Annotated in this window: 21 protein-coding genes and 2 pseudogenes; 12 read left to right on the top strand and 11 right to left on the bottom strand. The window is 64.4% G+C overall.

Features of this window, described 5'->3' with window-relative positions; translation table 11 throughout:
- Positions 1-239: 239 nt before the first annotated feature.
- Complete coding sequence (locus tag ONR75_RS00975) at positions 240-1,208, bottom strand: tripartite tricarboxylate transporter substrate-binding protein (protein ID WP_265080997.1); 969 nt, start codon at positions 1,206-1,208, stop codon at positions 240-242.
- A gap of 65 nt (positions 1,209-1,273) precedes the next feature.
- Positions 1,274-2,347, bottom strand: coding sequence for a tartrate dehydrogenase (locus ONR75_RS00970; RefSeq protein WP_265080996.1), 1,074 nt, complete (start codon positions 2,345-2,347; stop codon positions 1,274-1,276).
- A gap of 226 nt (positions 2,348-2,573) precedes the next feature.
- Here ONR75_RS00970 and ONR75_RS00965 point away from each other — a divergent pair, with 226 nt between their 5' ends.
- The 4 genes and pseudogenes from ONR75_RS00965 to ONR75_RS00945 all read left to right on the top strand — a co-directional run bounded on the left by ONR75_RS00965 (position 2,574) and on the right by ONR75_RS00945 (position 6,156).
- Positions 2,574-3,479, top strand: a complete 906-nt coding sequence (locus ONR75_RS00965; protein ID WP_265080995.1) for a LysR family transcriptional regulator — start codon at positions 2,574-2,576, stop codon at positions 3,477-3,479.
- 47 nt (positions 3,480-3,526) lie between these two features.
- On the top strand, positions 3,527-4,324 hold the full coding sequence (locus ONR75_RS00960; RefSeq protein WP_265080994.1) for an alpha/beta fold hydrolase: 798 nt from the start codon (positions 3,527-3,529) through the stop codon (positions 4,322-4,324).
- A pseudogene (locus ONR75_RS32665) lies at positions 4,321-5,288 on the top strand (Bug family tripartite tricarboxylate transporter substrate binding protein). Before ONR75_RS00960 ends, ONR75_RS32665 begins: the two are co-directional and overlap by 4 nt.
- Before the next feature lie 109 nt (positions 5,289-5,397).
- A complete protein-coding gene (locus ONR75_RS00945) occupies positions 5,398-6,156 on the top strand; it encodes a gamma-glutamyl-gamma-aminobutyrate hydrolase family protein (RefSeq protein WP_265080991.1) in 759 nt (252 codons plus the stop codon).
- Positions 6,157-6,325: 169 nt separating this feature from the next.
- Here ONR75_RS00945 and ONR75_RS00940 read toward each other — a convergent pair whose 3' ends face one another.
- On the bottom strand, positions 6,326-7,210 hold the full coding sequence (locus ONR75_RS00940) for a LysR family transcriptional regulator (protein ID WP_265080990.1): 885 nt from the start codon (positions 7,208-7,210) through the stop codon (positions 6,326-6,328).
- Positions 7,211-7,309: 99 nt separating this feature from the next.
- On the opposite strand from ONR75_RS00940, the pseudogene ONR75_RS00935 reads away from it, so the two are divergent.
- Positions 7,310-8,480: pseudogene (locus ONR75_RS00935) on the top strand (mandelate racemase/muconate lactonizing enzyme family protein).
- Positions 8,481-8,575: 95 nt separating this feature from the next.
- Here the strand turns inward: ONR75_RS00935 and ONR75_RS00930 are convergent.
- Positions 8,576-9,505, bottom strand: a complete 930-nt coding sequence (locus ONR75_RS00930; RefSeq protein WP_265080989.1) for a transposase — start codon at positions 9,503-9,505, stop codon at positions 8,576-8,578.
- A 930-nt stretch (positions 9,506-10,435) separates the two neighbouring features.
- Between ONR75_RS00930 and ONR75_RS00925 the strand changes: the two genes are divergently transcribed.
- From ONR75_RS00925 to ptsN, 7 genes are all read left to right on the top strand, one after another.
- Positions 10,436-11,050, top strand: coding sequence for a ribonuclease D (locus tag ONR75_RS00925; protein WP_265080988.1), 615 nt, complete (start codon positions 10,436-10,438; stop codon positions 11,048-11,050).
- Between the two features lie 153 nt (positions 11,051-11,203).
- Positions 11,204-11,965, top strand: coding sequence for an LPS export ABC transporter periplasmic protein LptC (lptC, locus tag ONR75_RS00920; RefSeq protein ID WP_265080987.1), 762 nt, complete (start codon positions 11,204-11,206; stop codon positions 11,963-11,965).
- 8 nt (positions 11,966-11,973) lie between these two features.
- On the top strand, positions 11,974-12,639 hold the full coding sequence (locus ONR75_RS00915; RefSeq protein ID WP_413776419.1) for an LptA/OstA family protein: 666 nt from the start codon (positions 11,974-11,976) through the stop codon (positions 12,637-12,639).
- A 205-nt stretch (positions 12,640-12,844) separates the two neighbouring features.
- Positions 12,845-13,831 carry an LPS export ABC transporter ATP-binding protein gene (gene lptB, locus ONR75_RS00910; protein ID WP_265080986.1) on the top strand — a complete coding sequence of 329 codons (987 nt, stop codon included), beginning with the start codon at positions 12,845-12,847 and terminating at the stop codon, positions 13,829-13,831.
- 90 nt (positions 13,832-13,921) lie between these two features.
- Complete coding sequence (gene rpoN / locus ONR75_RS00905; RefSeq protein WP_265080985.1) at positions 13,922-15,616, top strand: RNA polymerase factor sigma-54; 1,695 nt, start codon at positions 13,922-13,924, stop codon at positions 15,614-15,616.
- Between the two features lie 60 nt (positions 15,617-15,676).
- Positions 15,677-16,279, top strand: a complete 603-nt coding sequence (gene hpf, locus ONR75_RS00900; RefSeq protein WP_265080984.1) for a ribosome hibernation-promoting factor, HPF/YfiA family — start codon at positions 15,677-15,679, stop codon at positions 16,277-16,279.
- Between the two features lie 217 nt (positions 16,280-16,496).
- Positions 16,497-16,958, top strand: coding sequence for a PTS IIA-like nitrogen regulatory protein PtsN (gene ptsN, locus ONR75_RS00895; RefSeq protein WP_265080983.1), 462 nt, complete (start codon positions 16,497-16,499; stop codon positions 16,956-16,958).
- Between the two features lie 74 nt (positions 16,959-17,032).
- Here ptsN and ONR75_RS00890 read toward each other — a convergent pair whose 3' ends face one another.
- The 7 genes from ONR75_RS00890 to ONR75_RS00860 all read right to left on the bottom strand — a co-directional run bounded on the left by ONR75_RS00890 (position 17,033) and on the right by ONR75_RS00860 (position 23,714).
- A complete protein-coding gene (locus ONR75_RS00890) occupies positions 17,033-17,305 on the bottom strand; it encodes a DUF1150 domain-containing protein (RefSeq protein ID WP_265080982.1) in 273 nt (90 codons plus the stop codon).
- A gap of 101 nt (positions 17,306-17,406) precedes the next feature.
- Positions 17,407-17,832: an Hsp20 family protein gene (locus ONR75_RS00885; protein ID WP_265080981.1), complete on the bottom strand. Its 426-nt coding sequence runs from the start codon at positions 17,830-17,832 to the stop codon at positions 17,407-17,409.
- 168 nt (positions 17,833-18,000) lie between these two features.
- Positions 18,001-19,095: a sn-glycerol-3-phosphate import ATP-binding protein UgpC gene (locus ONR75_RS00880; RefSeq protein WP_265080980.1), complete on the bottom strand. Its 1,095-nt coding sequence runs from the start codon at positions 19,093-19,095 to the stop codon at positions 18,001-18,003.
- 7 nt (positions 19,096-19,102) lie between these two features.
- A complete protein-coding gene (gene ugpE, locus ONR75_RS00875; protein ID WP_265080979.1) occupies positions 19,103-19,951 on the bottom strand; it encodes a sn-glycerol-3-phosphate ABC transporter permease UgpE in 849 nt (282 codons plus the stop codon).
- The gene (gene ugpA / locus ONR75_RS00870; protein ID WP_265080978.1) at positions 19,951-20,832 is read right to left on the bottom strand and encodes a sn-glycerol-3-phosphate ABC transporter permease UgpA; all 882 of its coding nucleotides are present in this window, start codon (positions 20,830-20,832) and stop codon (positions 19,951-19,953) included. Before ugpA ends, ugpE begins: the two co-directional genes overlap by 1 nt.
- 169 nt (positions 20,833-21,001) lie before the next feature.
- Positions 21,002-22,315, bottom strand: a complete 1,314-nt coding sequence (gene ugpB / locus ONR75_RS00865; protein WP_265080977.1) for a sn-glycerol-3-phosphate ABC transporter substrate-binding protein UgpB — start codon at positions 22,313-22,315, stop codon at positions 21,002-21,004.
- Positions 22,316-22,505: 190 nt separating this feature from the next.
- On the bottom strand, positions 22,506-23,714 hold the full coding sequence (locus tag ONR75_RS00860; RefSeq protein WP_265080976.1) for a CaiB/BaiF CoA transferase family protein: 1,209 nt from the start codon (positions 23,712-23,714) through the stop codon (positions 22,506-22,508).
- Positions 23,715-23,822 lie beyond the last annotated feature (108 nt).

The raw sequence follows: 23,822 nt of genomic DNA, 5'->3' as shown, positions 1-23,822 counted from the left end.
CGGGATTCATCTCCGTGGAATCGTGTCCCGGACGCAGTGCAATGCGCCTCCGTAAGGAGGCGTAGTGCGCTGCAGAGCCGGGACCGCCAAAGGCTCCGGCGTCTGATGCGATCCCGGATCTGCGGAGCGGCACTTCCGTGCGAAGCTTCGCTTCGCTAGGCCGCACCGCGTCCGGGACAAGATTGAAATGCTTCAGTCTTGATGGATCAGAGTCTAGCTCGTTCGATCTTTCGGGCCGCTCAATCCGCGAACTGGTTGGTGGCGCGGATGATCGGGGCCCAGCGGTCGATTTCGCTGATCAAGGTGGCGTTGAGCGCGGCGGGCGTGGCCTGGTCCTGCGTGACAGGGTCGGTGTTGATGTCGTTGAAGCGCTTCACCAGCTCGGGGTCGCGCAGCGCCTCCTGCAACGTCCTGGATAGTTTCTCGATGATTGCGTCGGGCGTGCCCTTCGGCGCGTAGATGCCGTGCCATGCGCCGACCTCAAAACCCTTCAGCCCCGCTTCGTCGGCGGTCGGCAGATCAGGCATCGACGACAGTCGCGTCTTCGTGGTGATGGCGTAGCTCTTCACCAGCTTGCCGGCGATGGGCCCGGTGGTGTTGGTGGTCTGGTCGCAGGTGAGGTCGATCTGCCGCGCGATCAGGTCGTTCATCACCGGACCGTTGCCCTTGTAGGGCACGGACAGGATCTCCTTGCCGACCGCGGTCATGAACAGCATGCCGCACAGCTGCGAGGCGGCGCCGAGGCCGGCATTGCCGAAGGTCATCTTGTCGCCGTTGGCCTTGATGTAGGTGACGAGTTCGGCCAGCGTATTCGGCGGCAGGTCGGGACGGCCGATGATGGTCATCGGCGCGTTGGTGACCAGGCCGATCGGCGCGAACGCCGTTTTGGTATCGTAGGGCAGCCGGCGATACAGCGTTGCGGCGGTCGAGATGCCGATGTGATGGATCAGCAGCGTGTAGCCGTCGGGCTCGGCGCGCGCCGCGCGGGCTGCGGCAATGGTGCCGCCGGCGCCGGTGGCATTCTCGATAATGATGGTCTGCCCCAGCAGTTTCGACATCGTCGCTGCGGTGACGCGCGCCACCGTATCCGTCGCGCCGCCGGCCGCGAACGGCACCAGCATGGTGATGGCCTTGCTGGGATAGGTCTGCGCACCGGCGGGCGTGGTCGCCATGGCGAGTGCGATGGCAGCAATGGCTTTCAGCTTCATAGTTGCCTCCCTGATTGTTGTTTTATGAGTCGCGGCCATGGCCCGCATGTCGCGGGTCACGTCGTTTAGACGTTGGAGCTGTGGATCGCCGCGACCACCGCGTCGGTCACTTCCTGGGTCGTCGCGGTGCCGCCGACGTCCGGGGTCATGATGCCGGCGCCGGTGACCTGCTCGACCGCGCGCATCAGCCGCGCCGCGGCGTCGGCCTCGCCGAGATGGTCGAGCATCTGCGCCGCGGTCCAGAAGCTGGCGACCGGATTGGCGATGCCCTTGCCGGTGATGTCGAAGGCCGAGCCGTGGATCGGTTCGAACATCGATGGGAAGCGGCGCTCCGGATCGATATTGGCGGTCGGCGCCACGCCGAGGCTGCCGGCCAGCGCGCCGGCGAGGTCCGAGAGGATGTCGGCATGCAGGTTGGTGGCGACGATGGTGTCGAGGCTTTTGGGATGCAGCGTCATCCGCACGGTCATGGCGTCGACCAGCATCTTGTCCCAGGTCACATCAGGGAATTCCTTCGACACTTCCTCGGCGATCTCGTCCCACATCACCATGCCGTGGCGCTGCGCGTTGGACTTGGTGACCACGGTGAGGAATTTGCGCGGGCGCGACTGCGCCAGCTTGAAGGCGTAGCGCATGATCCGCTGCACGCCGACGCGGGTGAAGATCGCCACCTCGGTGCCGACCTCCTCCGGCAGCCCGCGATGCACGCGACCGCCGCAGCCGGCATATTCGCCCTCGGAGTTCTCGCGCACGATCACCCAGTCGAGGTCGCCAATCCCGACATTGCGCAATGGCGAGGTGATGCCGGGCAGGATCTTGGTCGGGCGCACATTGGCGTACTGGTCGAAACCCTGGCAGATTGGCAGCCGCAGCCCCCACAGGGTGATGTGGTCGGGCACATCCGGCGCGCCGACGGCACCGAAATAGATCGCATCGAATCTTTTGAGCTGGGCGAGGCCGTCGGCCGGCATCATCACGCCATGCTTGCGATAATAGGCCGAGCCCCAGTCGAAGGTCTCGACGTTGAACTTCACATCGCCGATGCGCTGCTGCAGGCTTTCGAGCACGGTGGTGCCGGCTTCGATGACTTCGGGGCCGATACCATCGGCCGGAATGGCCGCGATGGAATATTCGCGCATGGGATGTTCCTCACCTGGGTCGTCTTGTTTTGTGCCTGACGCTTCGAACTTCGCCGCACGTGTCCCGGATCTGCGAGGCACCGCGCCCAAGGGGGCGCGCTGCATCGCGTCCGGGACACGCTGACGTCGACCCGCGTGGCGACGGCACCCTGCGGCCTCGCTCCTCCCGGCTCAAGCGCGTTGGTTTATACAAATAAATGATATAATCCGGGGTGGGAGAGGCCCGATGGATCTGCATCAGTTGCGCTGTTTTGTGGCCGCCGCCGAAGAACTGCACTTCGGACGCGCAGCGCAGCAGCTCGACATGATGCCGTCGGCGCTGGGCCGCCATGTCCGTATGCTCGAGGACGATCTCGGCACCCGGTTGCTGACGCGGACGACGCGCAGCGTGGCGCTCACCGACGACGGTGCGGTCCTGCTCAAGCAGGCCCATGAACTGCTGGCGCAGGCCGATCGGCTGGCGGCCAGCTTTCGCGCCCGCGGGCGGGCGCGCGCCGCGACGATCCGCGTCGGCGCCATTGACAGCGCCGCGGCCGGCCTGCTGCCAGCGCTGCTGCACGATATGCGCGACCGCCAGCCGGGCGTCGGCGTAAAGCTGGTGGAAGACAAGACCATCCGCCTGCTGCCGCAGTTGCTGTCGGGCCGGCTCGATCTGGCGTTCGTGCGGCCGCCGGATAGCGCCGACAAGCGGCTGCAGTTTCTGTTTCTGTTTCACGAGACCGCGGTCGTCGCCGTGTCCGAACGGCACTCCTTCGCTAACCGGACCAGCCTGACCATTGCCGATCTGGCCAGCGCGCCGCTGATCGTGCCCGAGCGCCGGTCGCGGCCGCACAGCCATGACCTGACCATGAAGCTGTTTGCGGAAGCCGGCCTTCAGGCCCACGTCGCCCAGATCGCGGACGAGAAGCAGACCATCGTCAATCTCGTCGCCGCCGAAATCGGCGTCGCCATCGTCCCGCGATGGACGTCACGGATGGCGGCGCGCGGCGTCCGCTACGTGCCGCTGGCGCTGTCGGCCATGAACAGGCTTCCGCTCGCTGCCGCCTGGACCCGCGGGACCCGCGATCCCGCCCGGGACACCCTGATCGAGATGCTGCAGGCCAACCTGTCGCGCTACATGATTGAGGCGTAACAGGTAGTGGCAGACGATCATTTCATCTCAATCCGGATGTCCGATTCATGCCAGTGACCACCCGACAGGGCGACGCCCTCTACTGGGACCGGCAGGGCCGCGGCCCGGCGCTCATTCTCGGCGCCGGCCTCGGCGGCGTCGGCAACTACTGGACGCCGAACATGGCGGCGTTGACGCAGCACTTCACCGTCTACCGCTTTGACCAGCGCGGCACCGGGCAGTCCTGCCGGACGCCTGTGGCCTCGATCGAGCAGATGTCGGCGGATCTGGTGGCTGTGATGGACGACGCCGGGCTCGAGCGCGCGATGTATCTCGGCCATTCCACCGGCGGCGCCATCGGCGTGGCTACCGCGCTGGATCATCCCGGCCGGCTGTCCGCCATGATGATCTATGCCAGCACCACCTGCGGCGATCCCTATCGCCGCAAGATCCTCGGGCTGCGCTCCCGGCTGTACGGCGAACTCGGCATCGCCGCCTATGCGCAATACAGTTCGCTGCTGCTCTATCCGCCGTACTGGATCAATGCGCACGAACAGGAAATCGCTGAGGCCGAGGCGGCGACCACCGGCCAGCTTGAAAATGCCGAAGTCCAGGACAGCCGGTTCGATGCGATCCTCAACTTCGACCGGCGGGACGAGCTGTCGCGTATCGCGATTCCCACCCTTGTGGTCTGTGCGGACGACGATATCCTCACCCCGAAGTACTTCTCCGAGGAGTTTGTCCGACTGATACCGGGGGCGCGAGCATACTGGGCGGCGCGCGGCGGCCACGCGCTGTCGCGCACCGAGCCGGACTTGTTTGCGCGGATCGCGATCGATTTCTTCCAGGGAGTTTCGGCCTCATGAAGATTCTGCGTGCTATCCTGCTGACGACGATCGCGCTGGCATCCTGCGCCGCGGCCCGGGCCGATGACTGGCCGCCGCACAATCTGCGCATCCTGGTGCCGTTCCCGGCCGGCGGCAGCTCCGATACGCAGGCCCGGGTGATCGCCGATGAATTGTCGAAGCGACTGGGCAGGCCGGTGGTGGTCGAGAACAAGCCCGGCGCCGGCGGCAATCTCGCCGCCGCCGAGGCCGCGCGCGCCACGCCCGACGGCACCACGCTGTACATGGGCACGACCGCCACCAACGCTGCCAACGTCAATCTCTACGAAAAGCTGTCCTACGATCCGGTGCGCGACTTCCAGCCTCTGACCCTGGTGACGATCTATCCGCAGGTCATCGTTCCCGGCGAGCGCTTCAAGGATCTCGACCTCGCCGGGCTGATCGCGGCGATCAAAAGCGACGGCGACAAGCTCAATTTCGGCTCTTCGGGGTGGGCTCGCCGACCCATCTCGGCGGCGAGCTGTTCAACCGCGAGACCGGCACTCACCTGATGCATGTGCCGTATCGCGGCCAGGGACCGGCGATCACCGACCTCATCGGCGGTCGTCTGGACATGATGTTTCCGTCGATTCCCGACGCGCTGCCGATGTTGCAGGCGGGCCAGCTGCGCGCGGTGGCCATCATGGCGGAGCAGCGCTCGAAGGTTTTGCCAGATGTGCCGACCACCGGCGAACTCGGTCATCCCCGCCTGCTCAGCGCCATCTGGGGCGCGCTCTACACCACGGCCGGCACACCGAAACCGGTGGTCGACCGCCTCAGCACCGAGCTTGCGGCGATCGTCGACTCCGCAAAATTCAAGGAAAAGTTCGAGGCGATGGGTTTCGAGGTGCGCTCCTCCACGCCGGAGCAGCTCGCCGCCTTCGGGGAGTCCGAGACCCGGCGCTGGGGCGAGATTATCAAGGCGCTGGGTATCCGGCTGAACTAACCCTGCCGTCTCGACTGCCCGGCGAGCGTTCTCCCGGCCGGTGCAGGGCTGGGATGATTTCACTTTTTCCGGGATGTGAAATAGCATTGCCTGCTGGTAAAGGCGGGCGATGAAGAAGAAACCTGTTGTCGGAGTGATTGGCAATTCGCACCTCATCGAGGGGCGCTTTACCGTGCAGGCGGTCGGCGAGCGCAACCTCCGCGCCGTGGCCGAGGTCGCCGACGCGCTGCCGCTGATGTTCGCCGGCGCGCCCGATATCACCGACATCGGCGCGCTGCTGGACGTGGTCGACGGCATCCTGCTGACTGGCGCCCGCGCCAACGTCCATCCGGCCCGGTTTCGCGCCGAGCCGCATCCCCGCCACGAGCCTTATGACGATGCCCGCGACGCCATGGCGCTGGCGCTGGTCGAGGCTTGCGTCGCCCGCGGCGTGCCGCTGTTCGGCATCTGCCGCGGCTTCCAGGAGATGAACGTTGCCTTCGGCGGCTCGCTGCATCCGGAAATCCGCGAGCTGCCGGGGCGGATGAACCATCGCATGCCGCGGCTGGAGACCGGCGAGATCCACCCGGATGCCAGCGTCGTCTTCGCCGACCGGCATGCCGTCAGCCTGGTGCGGGACGGCCGCTTCGCGCAACTGCTCGGCTGCGAAACCATCCGGGTCAACTCGCTGCACGGCCAGGGCATTCTGGAGCTCGGCGACCGCGTGGTGGTCGAGGGCGTGGCGGAGGACGGCACCATCGAGGCGATCCGCATCGCCGACGCGCCGGGCTTCGCGCTTGGGGTGCAGTGGCACGCCGAATACGATCCGCAAAGCAATCCCATCAACCGCACCTTGTTTCAAACCTTTGGCGCGGCATTGCGCGGCTAGCGTCGGCTTAGAATTGTGTCCCGGACGCAGTGCAATGCGCCTCCGTCAGGAGGCGTAGTGCACTGCAGATCCGGGACCACCACAAACGATACCGCCTGATACGGTGCCGCTCCGCGTCCGGGACAAGATTGAAATGCTTCAGTCTTGATGGATCAGACTATAGGTCGGCTCAGCCGGTCAAACTCGCCCACAGGGCTTCTGCGGCGCGGCCCTGATGTGCGGCGGGGCGATACAGGCGGATGTCCACCGGAATGTGCCAGCGCTTGCCGCCGGCGACCACCAGCCGGCCGTGGTCGAGGTCATCCTGAGCGAGACTCCGCGGCAGCCAGGCGATGCCGCGTCGTGCCGCCGCCATCGACAGCAGGGTCGCCGCCAGTTGCGAGGTGAACACCGGGTCGAGTGCCGCCGCCGCCGCGCGGGTGGCGACGATGCGTCCCAGGCCGGAATCGCGGCTGTAGGCGAGATAGGGCCGCGGCTTGCGTACCGCCGCGTCCAGCGACCACATCGCGGCCCCGCCCGATGTCACGGCGCATAGCGGCAGCAGCACGTCGTGGCCGATCACCACACTGCGGAACTGGTCGGATGGCAGCCGGTCGGAGCTGTCGCCATGGGTGTGACACAGCAGAAACTGGGCGCGCCCCCGGCGCATGATCTCCTCGCATGCGGTCATGGTATCGGAGGTCAGGTTGATGGCACCGAGCGGCGCGGCGCGTTCGCGCTCGCGAATCCACTTCGGGAAAAACGTGAAGGACAGTGCGTGGGTGGCGGTGAACGACAGCGCGTCGGTTTCGCGGCCGCCCATGGCGCGCGTTTCCTGCCGCAACTGGCCGATGTCCCGGGCCAGGGCCTCGGCGCGCCCGTGCAGATGCGCGCCGGCCGCGGTCAGCGCGACGCCATGGGTCGAACGCGTCACCAGCCGCGTGCCGATCCAGCTTTCCAGCGCCTGGATGCGGCGGCTGAACGCCGGCTGCGTCACATGGCGCGCTTCTGCCGCGCGGGTGAAATTCAGCGCATCGGCCAGCGCGACGAAATCCTCAAGCCAGCCTAGATCCATTGGTTATGCCGATTGTGCATGACAAAATCAGCTTATGGCATTGGCGTCGCCGGGCGTCCAGACGTAGGAGGGGGCAGCCACGAGCCCCTCATCCAGGAAATCGCCATGCGCATCGTTGACGTCCGTGAGATCACCCAGCCGATCGCCTCGCCGATCCGCAACGCCTATATCGACTTCTCCAGGATGACCACCAGCCTGGTTGCCGTGGTCACCGATGTCATCAGGGACGGCCGCCGCGTGGTCGGCTACGGCTTCAACTCCAACGGCCGCTACGGCCAGGGCGGTTTGATCTCGCGAGCGTTTCCAGAATCGCATTCTCGAAGCCAAACCCGAGAGCCTGCTCAACGACGCCGGCGACAATCTCGATCCCCATAAAATCTGGGCGGCGATGATGTCCAACGAAAAGCCCGGTGGTCATGGCGAGCGCTCGGTGGCCGTCGGCACGCTGGACATGGCGATCTGGGATGCGACGGCGAAGATCGCGGGCAAGCCGCTGTTCCGCATGCTGGCCGAGAGCAAGAACCGTGAGGCCAATCCGCGGGTGTTCGTCTATGCCGCCGGCGGCTACTACTATCCTGGCAAGGATGACAATGCGTTGCGCGCCGAGATGCGCAGCTATCTCAACCGCGGCTACAACGTCGTCAAGATGAAGATAGGCGGTGCACCGATCGAAGAGGACCGACGTCGCATCGAGGCGGTGCTGGCCGAGATCGGCTCGGAGGCGCGCCTCGCGGTGGATGCCAACGGCCGCCTCGACCTCGAGACCGCCATCGCCTACGCCAAAATGCTGCGCGACTATCCGCTGTTCTGGTACGAGGAGGTCGGCGATCCCCTCGATTATGCGTTGCAGGCATCGCTGAGCGAATTCTATCCCGGCCCGATGGCGACCGGCGAGAACCTGTTCTCGCACCAGGATGCGCGCAATCTCTTGCGCTACGGCGGCATGCGGCCGGACCGCGACTGGCTGCAGTTCGATTGCGCGCTGTCCTATGGGCTGGTCGAATATCTGCGCACCCTCGACGTGCTCGACCAGTTCGGCTGGTCGCCGTCGCGCTGCATCCCCCATGGCGGCCACCAGATGTCGCTCAACATCGCCGCCGGCCTTGGGCTGGGCGGCAACGAAAGCTATCCCGACCTGTTCCAGCCCTATGGTGGCTTCCCCGACAGCGTGAAGGTCATCGACGGCCACATCACCATGCCGGAGCTGCCGGGCATCGGCTTTGAGGGCAAGTCGGACCTCATCAAGGTGATGCGAGAACTGGCGGAGTAGACTCACGCAGGCACCGCGTCGTTCCCCGGACGCGGTGCACTGCGCCGCGCTTGCGGCGTAGTGCGCTGCTAATCCGGCAACTGTAATTTTCGTGATCAAGCGTGAAAGGGCGCTTGATCACGAAGCACCGCATTGAGGGTGACGAGCAGCTTGCGAGCGACGGCGATCAGGGCGATTTTGGCGGGTTTGCCCGCGTCTCTCAGGGCACGATAGGCTGCTGCGAACCGGGATTTGGTTCGAGTGACGGAGACGGCCGCCATGTAGAGGGCTTCGCGGACCCGGCGCCTGCCGCCGTGGATCTTGCGGGCACCGCGGAACTTGCCGCTATCGACATTGAAGGGCGCCAGTCCAGCCAAAGCGGCGATGGCCTTTGGCGAGCGGGAGCCGAGTTCCGGCATCAGTGCCAACAGCGTGGCGGCGCAAACCGGGCCGATGCCCGGCACCGAGCGCATCAGGCGTTGTGCGGCGTGCAGGCCCTGCTGCCCGGCAATCAGGGTGGCGATCCGCCGATCGATGCGCTGGATAGCCTGATCGAGCCAGGCGATATGCTGCATCAGCTCGTCCAGCAGGTCGGCGCCGGTTGCGGCAAGGCGGGTGCGCTCCTGCTTGCGGCAGGCGACGAGCTGATCGCGGCGCTTGTGCAGGTCGGCAAGCTGCTCCCGCGCCGGGTCGGTGGTGCCGTCGGCGCCGGGCCGCAGGCATTGGGCCATCGCCGCCAGCATCCGCGCGTCGATTGCGTCGGTCTTGGCGAGCAAGCCGATGGAGCGGGCGAAATCCCGGGCGCGGGCGGGGTTGACCCGCGCGAAAGCGATGCCGGCCGCGCTCAAGGCCCGGCGCAGCGCCTTGTCGTAGTGGCCGGTGGCCTCGAACAGCACGAATACATCGCTGCCGGCCCACCCCGCGATCAAGGCGTTGACCGCCTCGGGGAGGTTGTCGATGCGGCGCACCGTGCCGATGTTGCTGTCGAAGACGTCAAGAAAGTCCTTGGAGATATCGATTCCAACGAAGCCAGGATGTATGATCATGATGCTTGTCCCTGTGCTGCGAGGTCCGCGGCGAACGGCCTCGATCAACTGTTCAGGTGTGGGTAATGTAGCGCGGGCGGGTGCCAAGCCGGATCACGGTCTTCATGACCAGGGGCCCAACGGCATCCCGCCCGCACCCATCATGACAGATCCCGACTACACAGGGGCCCACGCTTGAGTAAGGTGTATCTGGATCCCGGATCTGCGCAGCAGCATGCGATGCTGCGCATCGCTGCCGCAGCGCGTCCGGGAAACGGCAGCAGCGGCGCGTGAACAATGCAAATTTCCCAATCACTGATATTGACAAAAATCCTATATCAGACTTATAGTCCCCTCGTCCTGCTCAACGAGGGGCGCTGTCATGAGGCGTCTTGAGAGTGGAGGAGGATGCGGTGTCCCGCGCGCGTGCCTCGCAAGCACGCCCCAGGAGGCTGGGGTCACCGTCCGGGCCCTACTACGGGGGCTCTGCCTTGAGTGGCTGGACGCGGATGGCGAAAGGCGGGCGAAATCCCGCCGGGGTGGCTCCCAAAGGGAGTTCACGTGCCAGCCCGGAAGCACGGTCCCCTCGCCATAAACCCCGCGGTGGCGCGCCCGCAGGCGCCGCGAGCTGCTTCGCCGTTGTGACGGCGGTGCGGATCGCGTCCCAACCACCATCCTAGCGCCTGCCGGCGCGCCGCTCCCCTCATGTCTGGAGGGGAGATCTGCTCATACCTCGGACGCCATGGGCGCCGCGAGAATGCGAGGGCTTGGCTGTTTGACATTCGAATCGAAAAGCGAGGCGGCACGCGCCGATGCGCAGCGCACGTCTAGGAGCAAGGGCCGAAGCCGGCGCGCTCGCGCGCGCGCAATGCCTCTCGTCACCCCGCAAATTGGGCGCTAACGTCGCCCGCAGCCCACGAATCGCGGCGCCAGCAAAGGTTTTTGACGTCCATGACCACCCGACTGCACCGCGGCGACCTGCCGGATCTCAGCCGCTACACCGATTCGGTGGCCATCGACACCGAGACCATGGGCCTCAACCCGCATCGCGACCGGCTCTGCGTGGTGCAGCTGTCGCCCGGCGATGGCAGTGCCGATGTGGTGCAGATCCCGCTGGGGCATACCGACGCGCCGAACCTGAAGAAGCTGCTGGCCGATCCGAAGATTGTGAAGATCTTCCACTTCGCCCGCTTCGACCTCGCCGCCCTGTACAACGCGCTCGGCGTGATGCCGTCGCCGGTCTATTGCACCAAGATCGCGTCCTGGCTGGCGCGCACCTATACGGATCGCCACGGCCTCAAGGACCTGGTGCGCGAACTGATGAATGTCGATCTGTCGAAGCAGCAGCAGTCGAGCGACTGGGGATCGCAAAATCTCAGCGATGCGCAGGTATCCTATGCCGCCTCCGACGTGTTGCACCTGCATGGGCTGCGCGACCGGCTCAATGTGATGCTGGCGCGCGAGAATCGCAGCGAACTGGCGCAGGCGTGTTTCGATTTCCTGCCGACCCGGGCAAAGCTCGACCTGTCCGGCTGGGAGAACGAGGATATTTTCGCGCATTCTTAAGCCGGATATCCGACAAGGGCTGACGTCCGAAGCGACGTTCTGAAGCGCCCGCACGCCCCGTTTCGGTCACAGTCCTCGCCGCAGTGTAGGCGGGGCTGCAAAATCGGGCGTTTCAGGGTAGATTGCCCGGGTCAGCCCGGCTTTGGAGCAGCGTTGAGTTCGGTACAGATCCCCAGCTATCAGGCCGGAATGGACGTGCGGTTTGCCGCCGCGGCGCGTCACAGCCGGCTGGTGCGCGTGCTGCGAATCGCGGTGCCCGGCGTCGTGCTGCTGGCGATGGCGGCGATCGTCGGCGTATCGGTGTTCAATCCGTTCCGGATCCTGGCCAACCTGCCGATCGACATGGGCAATCTCGTCGTGTCCGGTACCAAGATCACCATGGAGACGCCGCACCTCTCGGGTTTCTCGCCGGACGGGCGGCCCTACGAGCTGTGGGCCAAGGCTGCGACCCAGGATCTGACCGATCCCGATCACGTCGAACTGACGACGCTGCGGGCCAAGGTCATGATGGAAGACAAGTCGACCACGACGATGGATGCGCGCAGCGGCATCTTCAACAGCAAGACGCAGATCCTCGAGCTGCAAAAGGATGTCTTCCTGCAGTCGTCCACCGGGTATGAGGCGCGCATGACCCACGCGGTGATCGACATCGGCAAGGGCACAGTCGCCTCCGATGAGCAGGTCGATGTCAAATTGCTCAACGGCACGCTGGTCGGCCAGCGGCTGCGCATCGTCGACCACGGCGAGGTGGTGCGGTTCGAGGGCGGCGTGGTGATGAACCTGGTGATGGACCCGCCGACGCCCCCTGAGAGCGAGCCGGCCAAACCCGCGCCGGAGCTTGCGCCGCAGCCGGAATCATATACCCAGCCGGCCAAGGCGCGGCCCTCCAAAGACAAACGCGCGAACGCAAAATGAAATCGACGATGAATTTGATCAGCCGCAGCATTCGGTCGCGCCACATTCTGGCGACGGTCATGATCGTCCTCGGGACTGCCATGGCCGGCGATGGTCTGGCCCAGAGCGCGGTCCAGGGCGTGCCCAATGCCATGCAGGGATTTTCGCAGAACCGCGACCAGCCGATTCAGATCGAGGCGGCATCGCTGGAGATGCGCGACAAGAAGAAGGAAGCGACCTTCTCCGGCGATGTGAAGGTGGTGCAGGGCGACACCACGATGAAGTCGAAAACCCTCGTGGTATTCTACGACGGCGGCAACACGGCGCCTGCTGCTGGCGCCGCGGCGCCGACCAAGTCCGCGAAGGCGCCGATCAAGGCGGCCGCGCCGGGGCCAGGCGGCAGCTCGTCGATCCGCCGCCTGGAAGCGCGCGGTAATGTCGTGGTCACCCAGAAGGACCAGGTCGTGACCGGAGAGACCGCTGTGTTCGACACCAGGAGCAATCTGATCACCATGTCCGGCGGTGTCGTGCTGACCCAGGCCAAGAACGTGCTGAAGGGCGATCGGCTGATGGTCGACATGACAACCGGCGTGTCGCGGGTCGAATCCGACAGCGGCCGGGTGCAGGGCCTGTTCCAGTCCTCGGGGCAGGGCGCCCCGGCAATTCCGGCGCCCGGCGCTGCAAAGCCGAAATAGCCGGGCCCGGGACGGGGTCTACGGTTGCCGGTCGGCCCGCGACCCGCTATCGGCTGTGGCCGCACGCGGCCATGTCGCGCCGATATGCCGGCTTAACGACACCTTGGCGTTTTTCTGACAAGGTCCATCTTCACAGACGTGCTGACACTGCAGATCGAATTCCGCGCCGTTTGGCGGATGACCCGAAAAGGCTGAGCAAGGCGGAATGGTTGATCTCCTCGGCATGTTCCGTCGGCGCGCCCCGAAACGCGGTCCGCAAGGGTTTGCGCGGTCGCACGCCGACATCACTGCGGTCGGCGACAGCATGGGCGACATGCTGAAAAACCCTGTCCGTGACGCGCCGCCGCTGGCGCGCGAGACGTCGCGCGCCGCGCCGGTGGCGCCGCCTTCTGCGCGTCCGGAGCCGCCGCGCGCCATGCCATCGCAGCCGAAGCCGCGCAGCAAGGCCAATGGGGCCGCTCCGCCGCGCGCGGGCTACCTCGCCGTCCATAGCGTGGAGAAGAGCTTCGGCAAGCGCCAGGTGGTCCGCGGCGTCAGCATCTATGTTCGCCGCGGCGAGGCCGTCGGCCTGCTTGGTCCCAACGGCGCCGGCAAGACCACCGTGTTCTACATGATTACCGGCCTGATCAAGGCCGACCGCGGCGCCATCGAACTCGACGGTCACGACGTCACGCAATTGCCGATGTACCAGCGCGCCCGGCTGGGAATCGGCTATTTGCCGCAGGAAGCCTCGATTTTTCGCGGTCTCACGGTGGAAGAGAACATCCGCGCGGTGCTCGAGGTGGTGGAGCCCAGCCGCAAGAAGCGCGAGGCCGAGCTCAATGCGCTGCTCGACGAGTTCAACATCCAGAAGCTCCGCAAGTCGCCGTCGATCGCGCTGTCAGGCGGCGAGCGACGGCGCGTCGAAATCGCGCGCGCGCTGGCGACCCGGCCCAATTACATGCTGCTCGACGAACCCTTTGCCGGCATCGATCCGATCGCGGTGGGCGACATCCAGGATCTGGTGCGGCATCTCACCAACCGCGGCATCGGGGTACTGATCACCGACCACAATGTGCGCGAAACCCTGGGGCTGACAGACCGCGCCTACATCGTTTATGCTGGAGAAATCCTGACCGAGGGCAGTCCGGAACAGATCGTCGCCAACCCCGATGTTCGGCGCCTTTACCTTGGCGAGGAATTCCGCCTCTAGTCCAAATTTACAATACGTCAAGCCGTGTACATTGGTTTTAAAAAGCGATAAGCAAGAAACGGACCAACTTTTGGATCGGTTTTTGTCTCCATGGCTCTGACGCAGAGACTAGAGTTCCGCCAGTCCCAGTCGCTCGTGATGACGCCGCAGCTGATGCAGGCGATCAAGCTGCTGCAGCTGTCCAATCTCGACCTCGCCACCTTCGTCGAAGACGAGCTTGAACGGAATCCGCTGCTGGAGCGCGCGAGCGACGGCAGCGAGACGCCGGTCGCAGGTGAGCCGGCGCCCGAGCGCGAGCGCGCGGAGTTTTCCGAATCGCCCGACCATGACGAGATGGGCGCGACCTACAGCCACGACGGAAGCGACGACAGCGCGCAGTTTTCCGACCGTAGCGGCAGCGACGGCCTCGAGTCCCAGCAGCCCGACGAATGGATGAATCGCGACCTCGGCACCCGCACCGAGATCGAGCAGACCCTTGATACCGGGCTCGACAACGTTTTTTCCGAGGAGCCGGCCGAAGCCGCGGCGCGCGCCGCCCAGGACGCAGCGCCCACCGCCTATACCGAATGGGGCGGCGGCGCTTCCAACGACGACAGCTACAATCTCGAGGCCTTCGTGGCGGCGGAGGAGACGCTCGGCGGGCATCTGGCCGAGCAGCTGGCGGTGGCCTTCACCGATCCCGCCAAGCGCATGATCGGCCAGTATCTGATCGATCTGGTCGATGAGGCCGGCTATCTGCCGCCCGATCTGGGCGATGTCGGCGAACGTCTTGGCGCCGCGGTTCAGGATATCGAGTCGGTGCTTGGCGTGCTGCAGAAATTCGATCCGCCCGGCGTCTGCGCCCGCAGCCTCAGCGAATGCCTGGCGATCCAGTTGCGCGAGCAGAATCGTTACGACCCCGCGATGCAGGCGCTGGTCGAGCATCTCGATCTGCTGGCCAAGCGCGACATCGCCAGCCTGCGCAAGATCTGCGGCGTCGATGACGAGGATCTTGCCGACATGATCGGCGAGATCCGAAGGCTCGATCCCAAGCCCGGCCTGAAGTTCGGCTCGGCGCGGATGCAGACCGTGGTGCCGGATGTCTATGTGCGCCCGGGCCCCGATGGCGGCTGGCATGTGGAGCTCAACAGCGACACCTTGCCGCGAGTGCTGGTCAATCAGGTCTATTACAGCGAACTGTCGAAGACGATCCGCAAGGACGGCGACAAGTCGTATTTCACCGACTGCCTGCAGAATGCCACGTGGCTGGTGCGCGCACTCGATCAGCGCGCCCGCACGATCCTGAAGGTGGCCACGGAGATCGTACGCCAGCAGGATGGTTTCTTCACCCAGGGTGTTGCGCATCTGCGGCCGCTGAATCTCAAGGCGGTGGCCGACGCGATCCAGATGCACGAATCCACGGTGTCGCGCGTGACCGCCAACAAATACATGGCGACCAATCGCGGCAGTTTTGAATTGAAGTATTTCTTCACCGCCTCGATTGCGTCGGCCGACGGTGGCGAGGCGCATTCCGCAGAAGCGGTGCGGCATCACATCCGGCAGTTGATTGACGGCGAGAACCCGGCGGTTATCCTGTCTGATGATACCATCGTGGAACGGTTGCGCGCCACGGGCATTGATATTGCGCGTCGCACCGTGGCGAAATACCGCGAGTCCATGCGGATTCCGTCGTCGGTGCAGCGTCGCCGCGACAAACAGAGCATGCTCGGCAATGCACTCACAGCACCCGCCACAGCGTCCGAACGGACGACGTCCGACAGATCCCGCGACATCGCACCAGCTTGATTGCACTCCGTTCAAATCGGAATACTGTCGGTTCAACTCAAGACGAATCGAGGCCTGACAATGACTCTTCGCATCTCGGGAAAAAGCATCAATGTCGGCGACGCATTGCGCGGTCGCGTCAGTGAGCGCACCGACGAAGTGCTGCGAAAATACTTCGATGGCAACTATTCTGGCCACATCACGCTGAGCAAGGATGGTTTCGGTTTTCGCACCGACTGCGCGCTGCATCTCGATTCAGGCATTACCCTCGAGGCCGACTCCAATGCGGCCGACGCTTACGCAAGCGCCGACCAGGCGCTGATCCAGATCGAGAAGCGACTGCGGCGCTACAAGAGCCGCCTGAAGGACCGCTCTGCGCGCAAGGCCCATGCGGCCGCAGAGGCGATCGCTGAAATCGAAACGCCGACGCTGGATGCCCCGAGTTATGTGATCGAGGCGATCGTCGACGAGGACGATGTCGCGGAATACAATCCGGTGATCATTGCCGAAGCGACCACGTCGCTGAAGCGGCTGTCGGTCAGCGAAGCGGTGATGGAACTCGACTTCACCGGCGCTCCCGTCGTGGTATTCCAGCACGGCAGCAGCGGGCGGGTAAACATCATCTACCGGCGTCCCGACGGCAATGTCGGCTGGGTCGATCCGCCGGTGGTTAAAGCCTCCTGACGCCATTGACGGCCTGAAAGCCCGTCCCTATGGTCCGCCGCCTTTGACTGGCAGGGTCGGTCAAACGGATTTCGCACGGATCGGTTCCGGTGCTAGAATACGCTCGGGCATTCTCGCCCCGGGCGTATTCTGACTGCGTTCCTTCCACCTCTTGTCCAATGCTGCCAGTCTGAATTCTCTCTCCACAGCTGACGGTCCAACATCCTCGGAACGGTCCATGACGATTACCGATCTGGTCGCGCCCGAAGCAATACTTCCCGCGTTGAAAGTGAACAGCAAGAAGCAGGCGTTGCAGGAGATGTCCGCACGCGCAGCAATGCTGACCGGTCAGGTAGACCGGGTGATTTTCGAAGTGCTGATGCAGCGGGAGAAGCTCGGTACCACTGCCGTCGGCTATGGCGTGGCGATTCCGCACGGCAAGCTGCCGAAGCTCGAGCGGCTGTTCGGGATGTTCGCGCGGCTGGAGCGCCCGATCGATTTCGAGGCCATGGACGGCCAGCCAGTCGACCTGGTGTTCCTGCTACTGGCTCCGGAAGGCGCCGGCGCGGACCATCTAAAGGCCCTGGCGCGCATCGCCCGGCTGCTGCGCGATCAGGATGTCGCCAAGAAGCTGCGCGCCTCGAAGGATGCCCAGGCGATTTATTCGGTGCTGGCGCTGCCGCCGGCAACGGCGGCCTGACTATCACGCCACCACATTCCTTGCTCCGCGGCGTCAGCCGCAGAGCTGGAATGAAGAGCGGCGGCCTGACGCGGTCAGTGGACGCTGACGGTCTGCAGTTCCTGGCTCCATGCATTGGCGATCGCCGCTTCGCGGCTGTCGGTCAGCATGATCGGAGCGCCGTTGGCGGCATGCAGCGCGAACAGCTTCAGGCCGGGCGCAATCCGCGGTGCCTGCGGGAAGAGTCCCGGCACGTCCTCGGACCGGATCTGCTTCACATAGGCGATGTGACCTTCGCCCAGGCTCGCCAGCGCTTCGGTGGTCACGCTGGCATTGTCATTTTCGTAGACAGTATTGAATTCACTCATGGTCTCGACTCCTTCTGTTAGACCAAGCGGTCGAGTCCGCTACTCGTTCCATCCAAAGCGCCGGATCGGTCGAGACCGCCGTCACTTTTTCGGGTCACGCATTATTCGTGCTCATTGATAGCGATTGTCTTAACGACCCTTTCAGGCTCAGGCCTGGCGAGGTCGACCGACAACAACCCGTTCTTCAGATCCGCACCCAGCACCAGCATGCCCTCTGCCAGCACGAACGTGCGCTGGAAGTGGCGCGCGGCAATGCCGCGATGGATATACTGGCGGGATTTATCGTCCTGCTGGCGGCCCCTGATCACGAGCTGGTTTTCCTCGGTGGTCACATCGAGTTGCTCGCGGGTGAAACCCGCGACGGCCAGCGTGATCCGCAGGCGTTCGGGCTGGCCGCTGTTACGGTCGCACCGCTCGATGTTGTAAGGAGGATAGCCGTCGGCACCTTTGACGACGCGATCGAGCGCACGCTCGATTTCGTCGAATCCTAGAAGGAACGGACTGGACAACGAAGGAACACGAGACATTTAGACAAAGCCCTCTCGAAGCGACTTTGGGTATTCGGGGCCCTTACGGCACCCCATCTTCACCGGCCGGCGGATTGCCCTCCGGTCAATGAACAATATGGGCACGACATTCCGGCTGTTCAAGCACCCGCAAACTGCGCCAATTTGATTGTAAAATGCTGAATCGGGTCAAATATCGATCCGCGCCCGGCCGTTGGCGCTGAACAGATGGAGCTTGTCGCGCGGCGCGATGGCGCGGATCTGCTCACCGATGGCGGGGGCGATCTGGCCGGGGACCCGGACGATCACCTCGCCCGGAGGCAATTCGCCGGGGGTTGCGCTGACGCCCTGTGCGCCCTGACGGGAGCCGTAGACAAAGGTCTCCGGGCCGACCCGTTCGATCGCTTCCACGGTCAATTCCAGGGCGATGCCGCCCTCTGCCGTTGCGTCGGTGGAGATAGCCAGGTCTTCCGGGCGTACGCCCAGGATGCCCGCCTCGGCCTTGCCGCGGCTGTCGCCGGCGAACTGGACGCCGATCTCGCCGGGCCGCATCGTGATCAGGTTCATCGGCGGCGCGCCGATGAAGGACGCCACGAAGGTGGTGGCCGGCTTGCGGTAGATGTCGAGGGGATTGCCGATCTGCTCGACCTGGCCGCCATTCATCACCACCAGGATATCGGCCAGGGTCATGGCTTCCAGTTGATCGTGGGTGACGTAGATCGAGGTGGTCTTGAGCCGGCGCTGCAGCTTGCGGATCTCGACCCGCATGGCCACGCGCAGCTTGGCGTCGAGATTGGACAGCGGCTCGTCGAACAGAAATACCTTCGGCTGGCGCACGATGGCGCGGCCCATGGCGACGCGCTGGCGCTGCCCGCCGGACAGCTGCCGCGGCTTGCGGTCGAGCATGGCGCCGATCTCGAGAATCTTCGCGGCCTCGCGCACGCGCGCATCGATCTCCGGCTCCTTCATGCCGCGGTTGCGCAGTCCGTAGGCCATGTTGTTGTAGACGCTCATATGCGGGTAGAGCGCGTAGTTCTGGAACACCATGGCGATGTCGCGGTCCGCCGGCTCGATCTGGTTGACGACGCGGCCGCCGATGTCGATTTCGCCGGAACTGATGGTTTCCAGCCCCGCCACCATCCGCAGCAGCGTGGACTTGCCGCAGCCCGAGGGGCCGACCAGCACGCAGAACTGGCCGTCGGCAATTTCGAAGTCGATGCCCTTGATGGCTTCGAATCCGCCGGCATAGGTTTTTCGCACGTTACGCAGCGAGACGTTCGACATTTGCTTCCTACTTCTCGGTCTCAACAAGTCCGCGCACGAACAGTCGTTGCATGAACACCACCACGGCGACCGGCGGCACCATCGCAAGAATAGCGGTGGCCATGGCCAGTTGCCATTCGGCAAGTTCGTCGGTGGTCGTCAGCATCTTCTTGATGCCGGTGACGATGGTCTGCATCGAGTCCTGTGTGGTCACCAGCAGCGGCCACAGATACTGGTTCCAGCCGTAGATGAACTGGATCACGAACAGCGCCGCGATGGTCGTGACCGACAGCGGCAGCAGGGTATCCTTGAAAAAGCGGAACGGGCCGGCGCCGTCGATGCGCGAGGCCTCCAGCAATTCATCGGGGATGGTCATGAAGAACTGCCGGAACAGCAGCGTGCCGGTGGCCGAGGCGATCAGCGGCAGGATCAGCCCGGCATAGGTGTCGAGCATGTGCAGATCGGCGATCACCTTGTAGGTCGGATAGATGCGCACCTCGACCGGCAGCATTAGGGTGACGAAGATGATCCAGAATGCGGTCTTGCGGAACGGAAAGCGGAAATACACCACGGCATAGGCCGACAGGATCGAGATGAAGATCTTGCCGATCGCGATGCCCGCGGCCGTGATGAAGGAATTCAGCAACATCTGGCCGACCGGCTCACGGCTGTAACGCGACGCACCGACAAAGACGGCCCGGTAATAGTTCTCCATGGCGTGGCCGCCCGGCGACAGCGGCATGTTGCCGTTGACCACGGTGGCGGCGTCGTGCGTGGAGGCGATGAAGGCGATGTAGACCGGAAAGGCGACGATGAAGACGCCGAAGATCAGGATGGCGTAGGCGACGATATCGTTCCAGCGGCGGTGCTCGACCATCAGTACTGCACCTTGCGCTCGACGTAGCGGAACTGGATCGCGGTCAGGGCGATCACGATCACCATCAGCACGACGGATTGCGCGGCCGAGCTGCCGAGATCGCCGCCGAGCCGGCCATCGGCATAGACCTTGTAGACCATCGTCGTGGTCGTCCCGGCCGGGCCGCCGCCGGTCACGGCGTCGATGATGCCGAACGTGTCAAAGAACACGTAGACGACATTCACGACCAGCAGGAAAAACGTCGTCGGCGACAGCAGCGGAAAGGTGATGGTCCAGAACCGGCGCAGCGGCCCGGCGCCGTCGATGGCGCCGGCTTCCAGCACGCTGCGGGGGATCGACTGCAGGCCGGCCAGGAAAAACAGGAAGTTGTAGGAGATCTGCTTCCACACCGCGGCCATGACGACCAGCGTCATGGCATGGTTGCCGTTGAGCAGCGGATTCCAGTCGAAGCCGAGCAGGCGCAGCGGCCGCGCCAGCGTGCCGAGCGTGGGATGAAACATGAAGAGCCACAGCACGCCGGCGACGGCCGGGGCCACGGCGTAGGGCCAGATCATCAGCATCTTGAAGACGGGAGCCGCCTTCAGATTCTTGTCGGCCTGCGTGGCGAACAGCAGCGCGATGGTCAGCGACAGCGCCGCCACCAGCGACGAAAACACCACGGTCACGCCCATCGCCTTGTAGTATTCCGGCTGCGCGAACAGCGCCTGGTAGTTCTCCAGTCCGATGAAATCCGAACTCAGGCCGAAGGCGTCCTCGCGCAGGAACGATTGCCAGACCGCCTGGAGTGCCGGCCAATAGAAAAATACAAACGTAATGGCCAGCTGCGGCACCAGCAGCAGATAGGGCAGCAGCTTGTTCTTGAAAACGGCTGTCTTTTCCATGCAGGTCGACGGGTCCCGGAGAACGATCAAAACTCATGATGTCGTCACCCGCGAAAGCGGGTGATCCAGTCAACGCAATCGCCTGTCGGACAAACGGACGTCTGCGTTGACTGGGTCGCCCGGTCCATACGCGCAATTGCGCCTGGCCGGGCGACGACAGCGCCAGATATTACTTCGCGGACTTCTCGAACGTACGCAACATCGCATTGCCGCGGGTCACCGCAGCGTCGAGCGCAGCCTGCGCGGTCTTCTGTCCGGCAAGGGCCGCTTCCATTTCCTCGGCCCAGATGTCGCGCATCTGCACCATGTTGCCGAAGCGGAGGCCGCGGGAGTTCTCCGTCGGCTCCTTGTTGGTCAGTTCCTTCAGCGGCGTCTGCAGGATCGGGTTCTTCTCATAGAAACCGTCCGCCTTGGTCTTCTCATAGGCGGCCTTGGTGATCGGCAGATAGCCCGACTCCTGGTGCAGCTTGGCCTGGCGGTTGGTGTCGCTCAGGAACGTGAAGAATTTTGCGACGCCCTTGTATTCCTCGGGCTTCTTGCCGCCCATCACCCACAACGATGCGCCGCCGATGATCGAATTCTGCGGTGCGCCGGCGACGTCGGGGTAGTAGGGCATCGGAGCGGAGGTGAAGTTGAACTTGGCGGTGCCCTTGACGCTGGCGTAATAGCCCGACGAGGTCAGGAAGATCGGACATTCGCCGGAGCTGAAACGGCTCTCGCTGGCATTGGCGCGGCCGGAATAATCGTAGGTCTTGTCCTTCTGCAGGTCGATCAGCGTCTGCAGGTGCTTGACCTCAAGCGGCGTGTTGAACTTCAGCTCGGTGTCGAAGCCGTCGAGGCCGTTCGCCTTGGTGCCGATCGGCACGTTATGCCAGGCCGAAAACTGTTCGATATGCGCCCAGGTGGCCCAGGCATTGGAGAAGCCGCAGGTCGTGTATCCGGCTGCCTTGAGCTTCTTGGCGTCCTCGAACACCTCGGGCCAGGTCTTCGGGATCTCGGCGATGTCAGCCTTCTTCAGCGCATCGAGGTTGATCCACATCACCATCGAGGACGAGTTGAACGGGAACGACAGCATCTCGCCCTTCGAGGTCGAGTAGTAGCCGGTGATTGCAGGCAGATAATTGTTGGGATCGAACGGCTCGCCGGCGTCCTTCATCAGCTGGTAGACCGGCTTGATGGCGCCCTTGGCGCTCATCATCGTCGCGGTGCCGACTTCGAACACCTGCATGATGTGCGGCGCGGTGCCGGCCCGGAATGCGGCGATGCCGGCATTCATGGTATCGGGATAGCTGCCCTTGAACGTGGGAATGACCTTGTAATCGGACTGGCTGGCGTTGAAATCCTCAGCGAGCTTGTTGACGATGTCGTTGTTGCCGCCGGTCATCGCGTGCCACCACTGAATCTCGGTCACGGCGTAAGCGGGTGACGCCAGCACCAGGCTGGAGGCCAGCAGTGCGGCAAGGTTCAAGTGTCGGCGAATCATTCAATTTCTCCCGGGTGGCCGTCATCATCGTTGAATGCGCCGGGTACAGGCGCTGTGTGACGTTCAGATGACCGTATAGTCGAGGCGACGCTACGGCGAAAGTGTCAGCCAGGGAAAGCCGTCACATGGTCGTATCCGCAGCCCCGCGCGATGCGGCGTGACGCGCCGCATCGCATCCCGGGAACGCGACCTAGCGCTTGCGTTCAGGGCCGCTGACGGTCCCTTTGGCGACAAGATAGCCGATTTCATCGGCGGAATAGCCGAACTCCCCGAGCACTTCCGTGGCGTGCTCGCTGAATTTCGGCGGTACCCGGCGCAGGCTGGCCTTGGTGCGATCGAAACGGACCGGCGAGGCGACGCCCTTGTACCAGTCCTTTTCGATGATATCGCCGCGCGCGATGGTGTGCGGGTTGGCGAGCGCCTTGTCGATCGACTGCACCGGGCCGGCGGGAAGGCCGGCCGCGAGCAGGCGCCGGCACAGCGGCTCGCCGTCCTCGTCCTTCAGGATCGCCTCGAGCTCGGCGCGCAGCGCGTCGCGGTTGACGACCCGGTCGCGGTTGCGCGCGAACCGCGGATCGGTGCCCATCTCCGGCTTGCCGAGTTCCTTGCAGAGCTTGCGGAACGTGGCGTCGTTGCCGACGCCAACGAAGATATTGCCGTCGCGCGCTGCAAACACCGAATAGGGATACAGGTTGGGATGCTCGTTGCCGGTCAGCGCCGGCGGCTTGCCGCCATTGTAGAAGTAGTTCGCGGTGTGCGGGTGCATGATGGCGAGGCCGGTCTCGTACAAAGTGGCCTCGACGAACTGGCCGAGGCCCGATTTCGCCCGCTCTGCCAGCGCCATCAGGATGCCGACGCAGGCATAGAGCCCGGTCGCCATGTCGACCAGCGCGACGCCGATGCGCGTCGGGCCACTCTCCTGCGAGCCGGTCGCGGCCATCAGCCCGACCATCGACTGGATGATGGCGTCATAGCCGGGATGCCCGCCATGGGGGCCGTCGCCGCCGAAGCCGGAAATCCGGCAATGCACCAGCTTCGGGAATTTTTCGCGCAGCACATCGTTGCCGATGCCCCATTTGTCGAGCGTGCCGGGCTTGAAGTTTTCGATCATGACATCGGCATCTTCGAGCATGCGCATCAGCACCACGCGGCCGGCCTCGGAGGCGAGGTCGAGGCCGATCGAGCGCTTGTTGCGGTTGGCGCCGATGAAGTACGCCGCGTCGTCGTCGTGGAACGGAGGGCCCCAGTCGCGGGTCTCGTCGCCGGCCGGCGGCTCGACCTTGATGACGTCAGCGCCGTGGTCGGCCAGAATCTGCGTGCAATAGGGGCCACCTAGGACGCGCGACAGGTCGATCACGCGCAGGCCGGCGATGGCGCCGGGAGCAATATTGGGGATCATGAGGCGTTTCTGATGCTTTTGTTGTGGTCGTTCGACCCATAAACCATCCAAAACGCGTCTTCGCAAACGCAGGGCCGCCATGCGATTTCGGGTGTTGCCCCGAAGCGG

The organism is Rhodopseudomonas sp. P2A-2r (assembly GCF_026015985.1).
Lineage (GTDB): Bacteria > Pseudomonadota > Alphaproteobacteria > Rhizobiales > Xanthobacteraceae > Tardiphaga.
The sequence above is the reverse complement of the archived record's forward strand: the minus strand, read 5'-3'. Positions and strand labels throughout refer to the sequence as shown.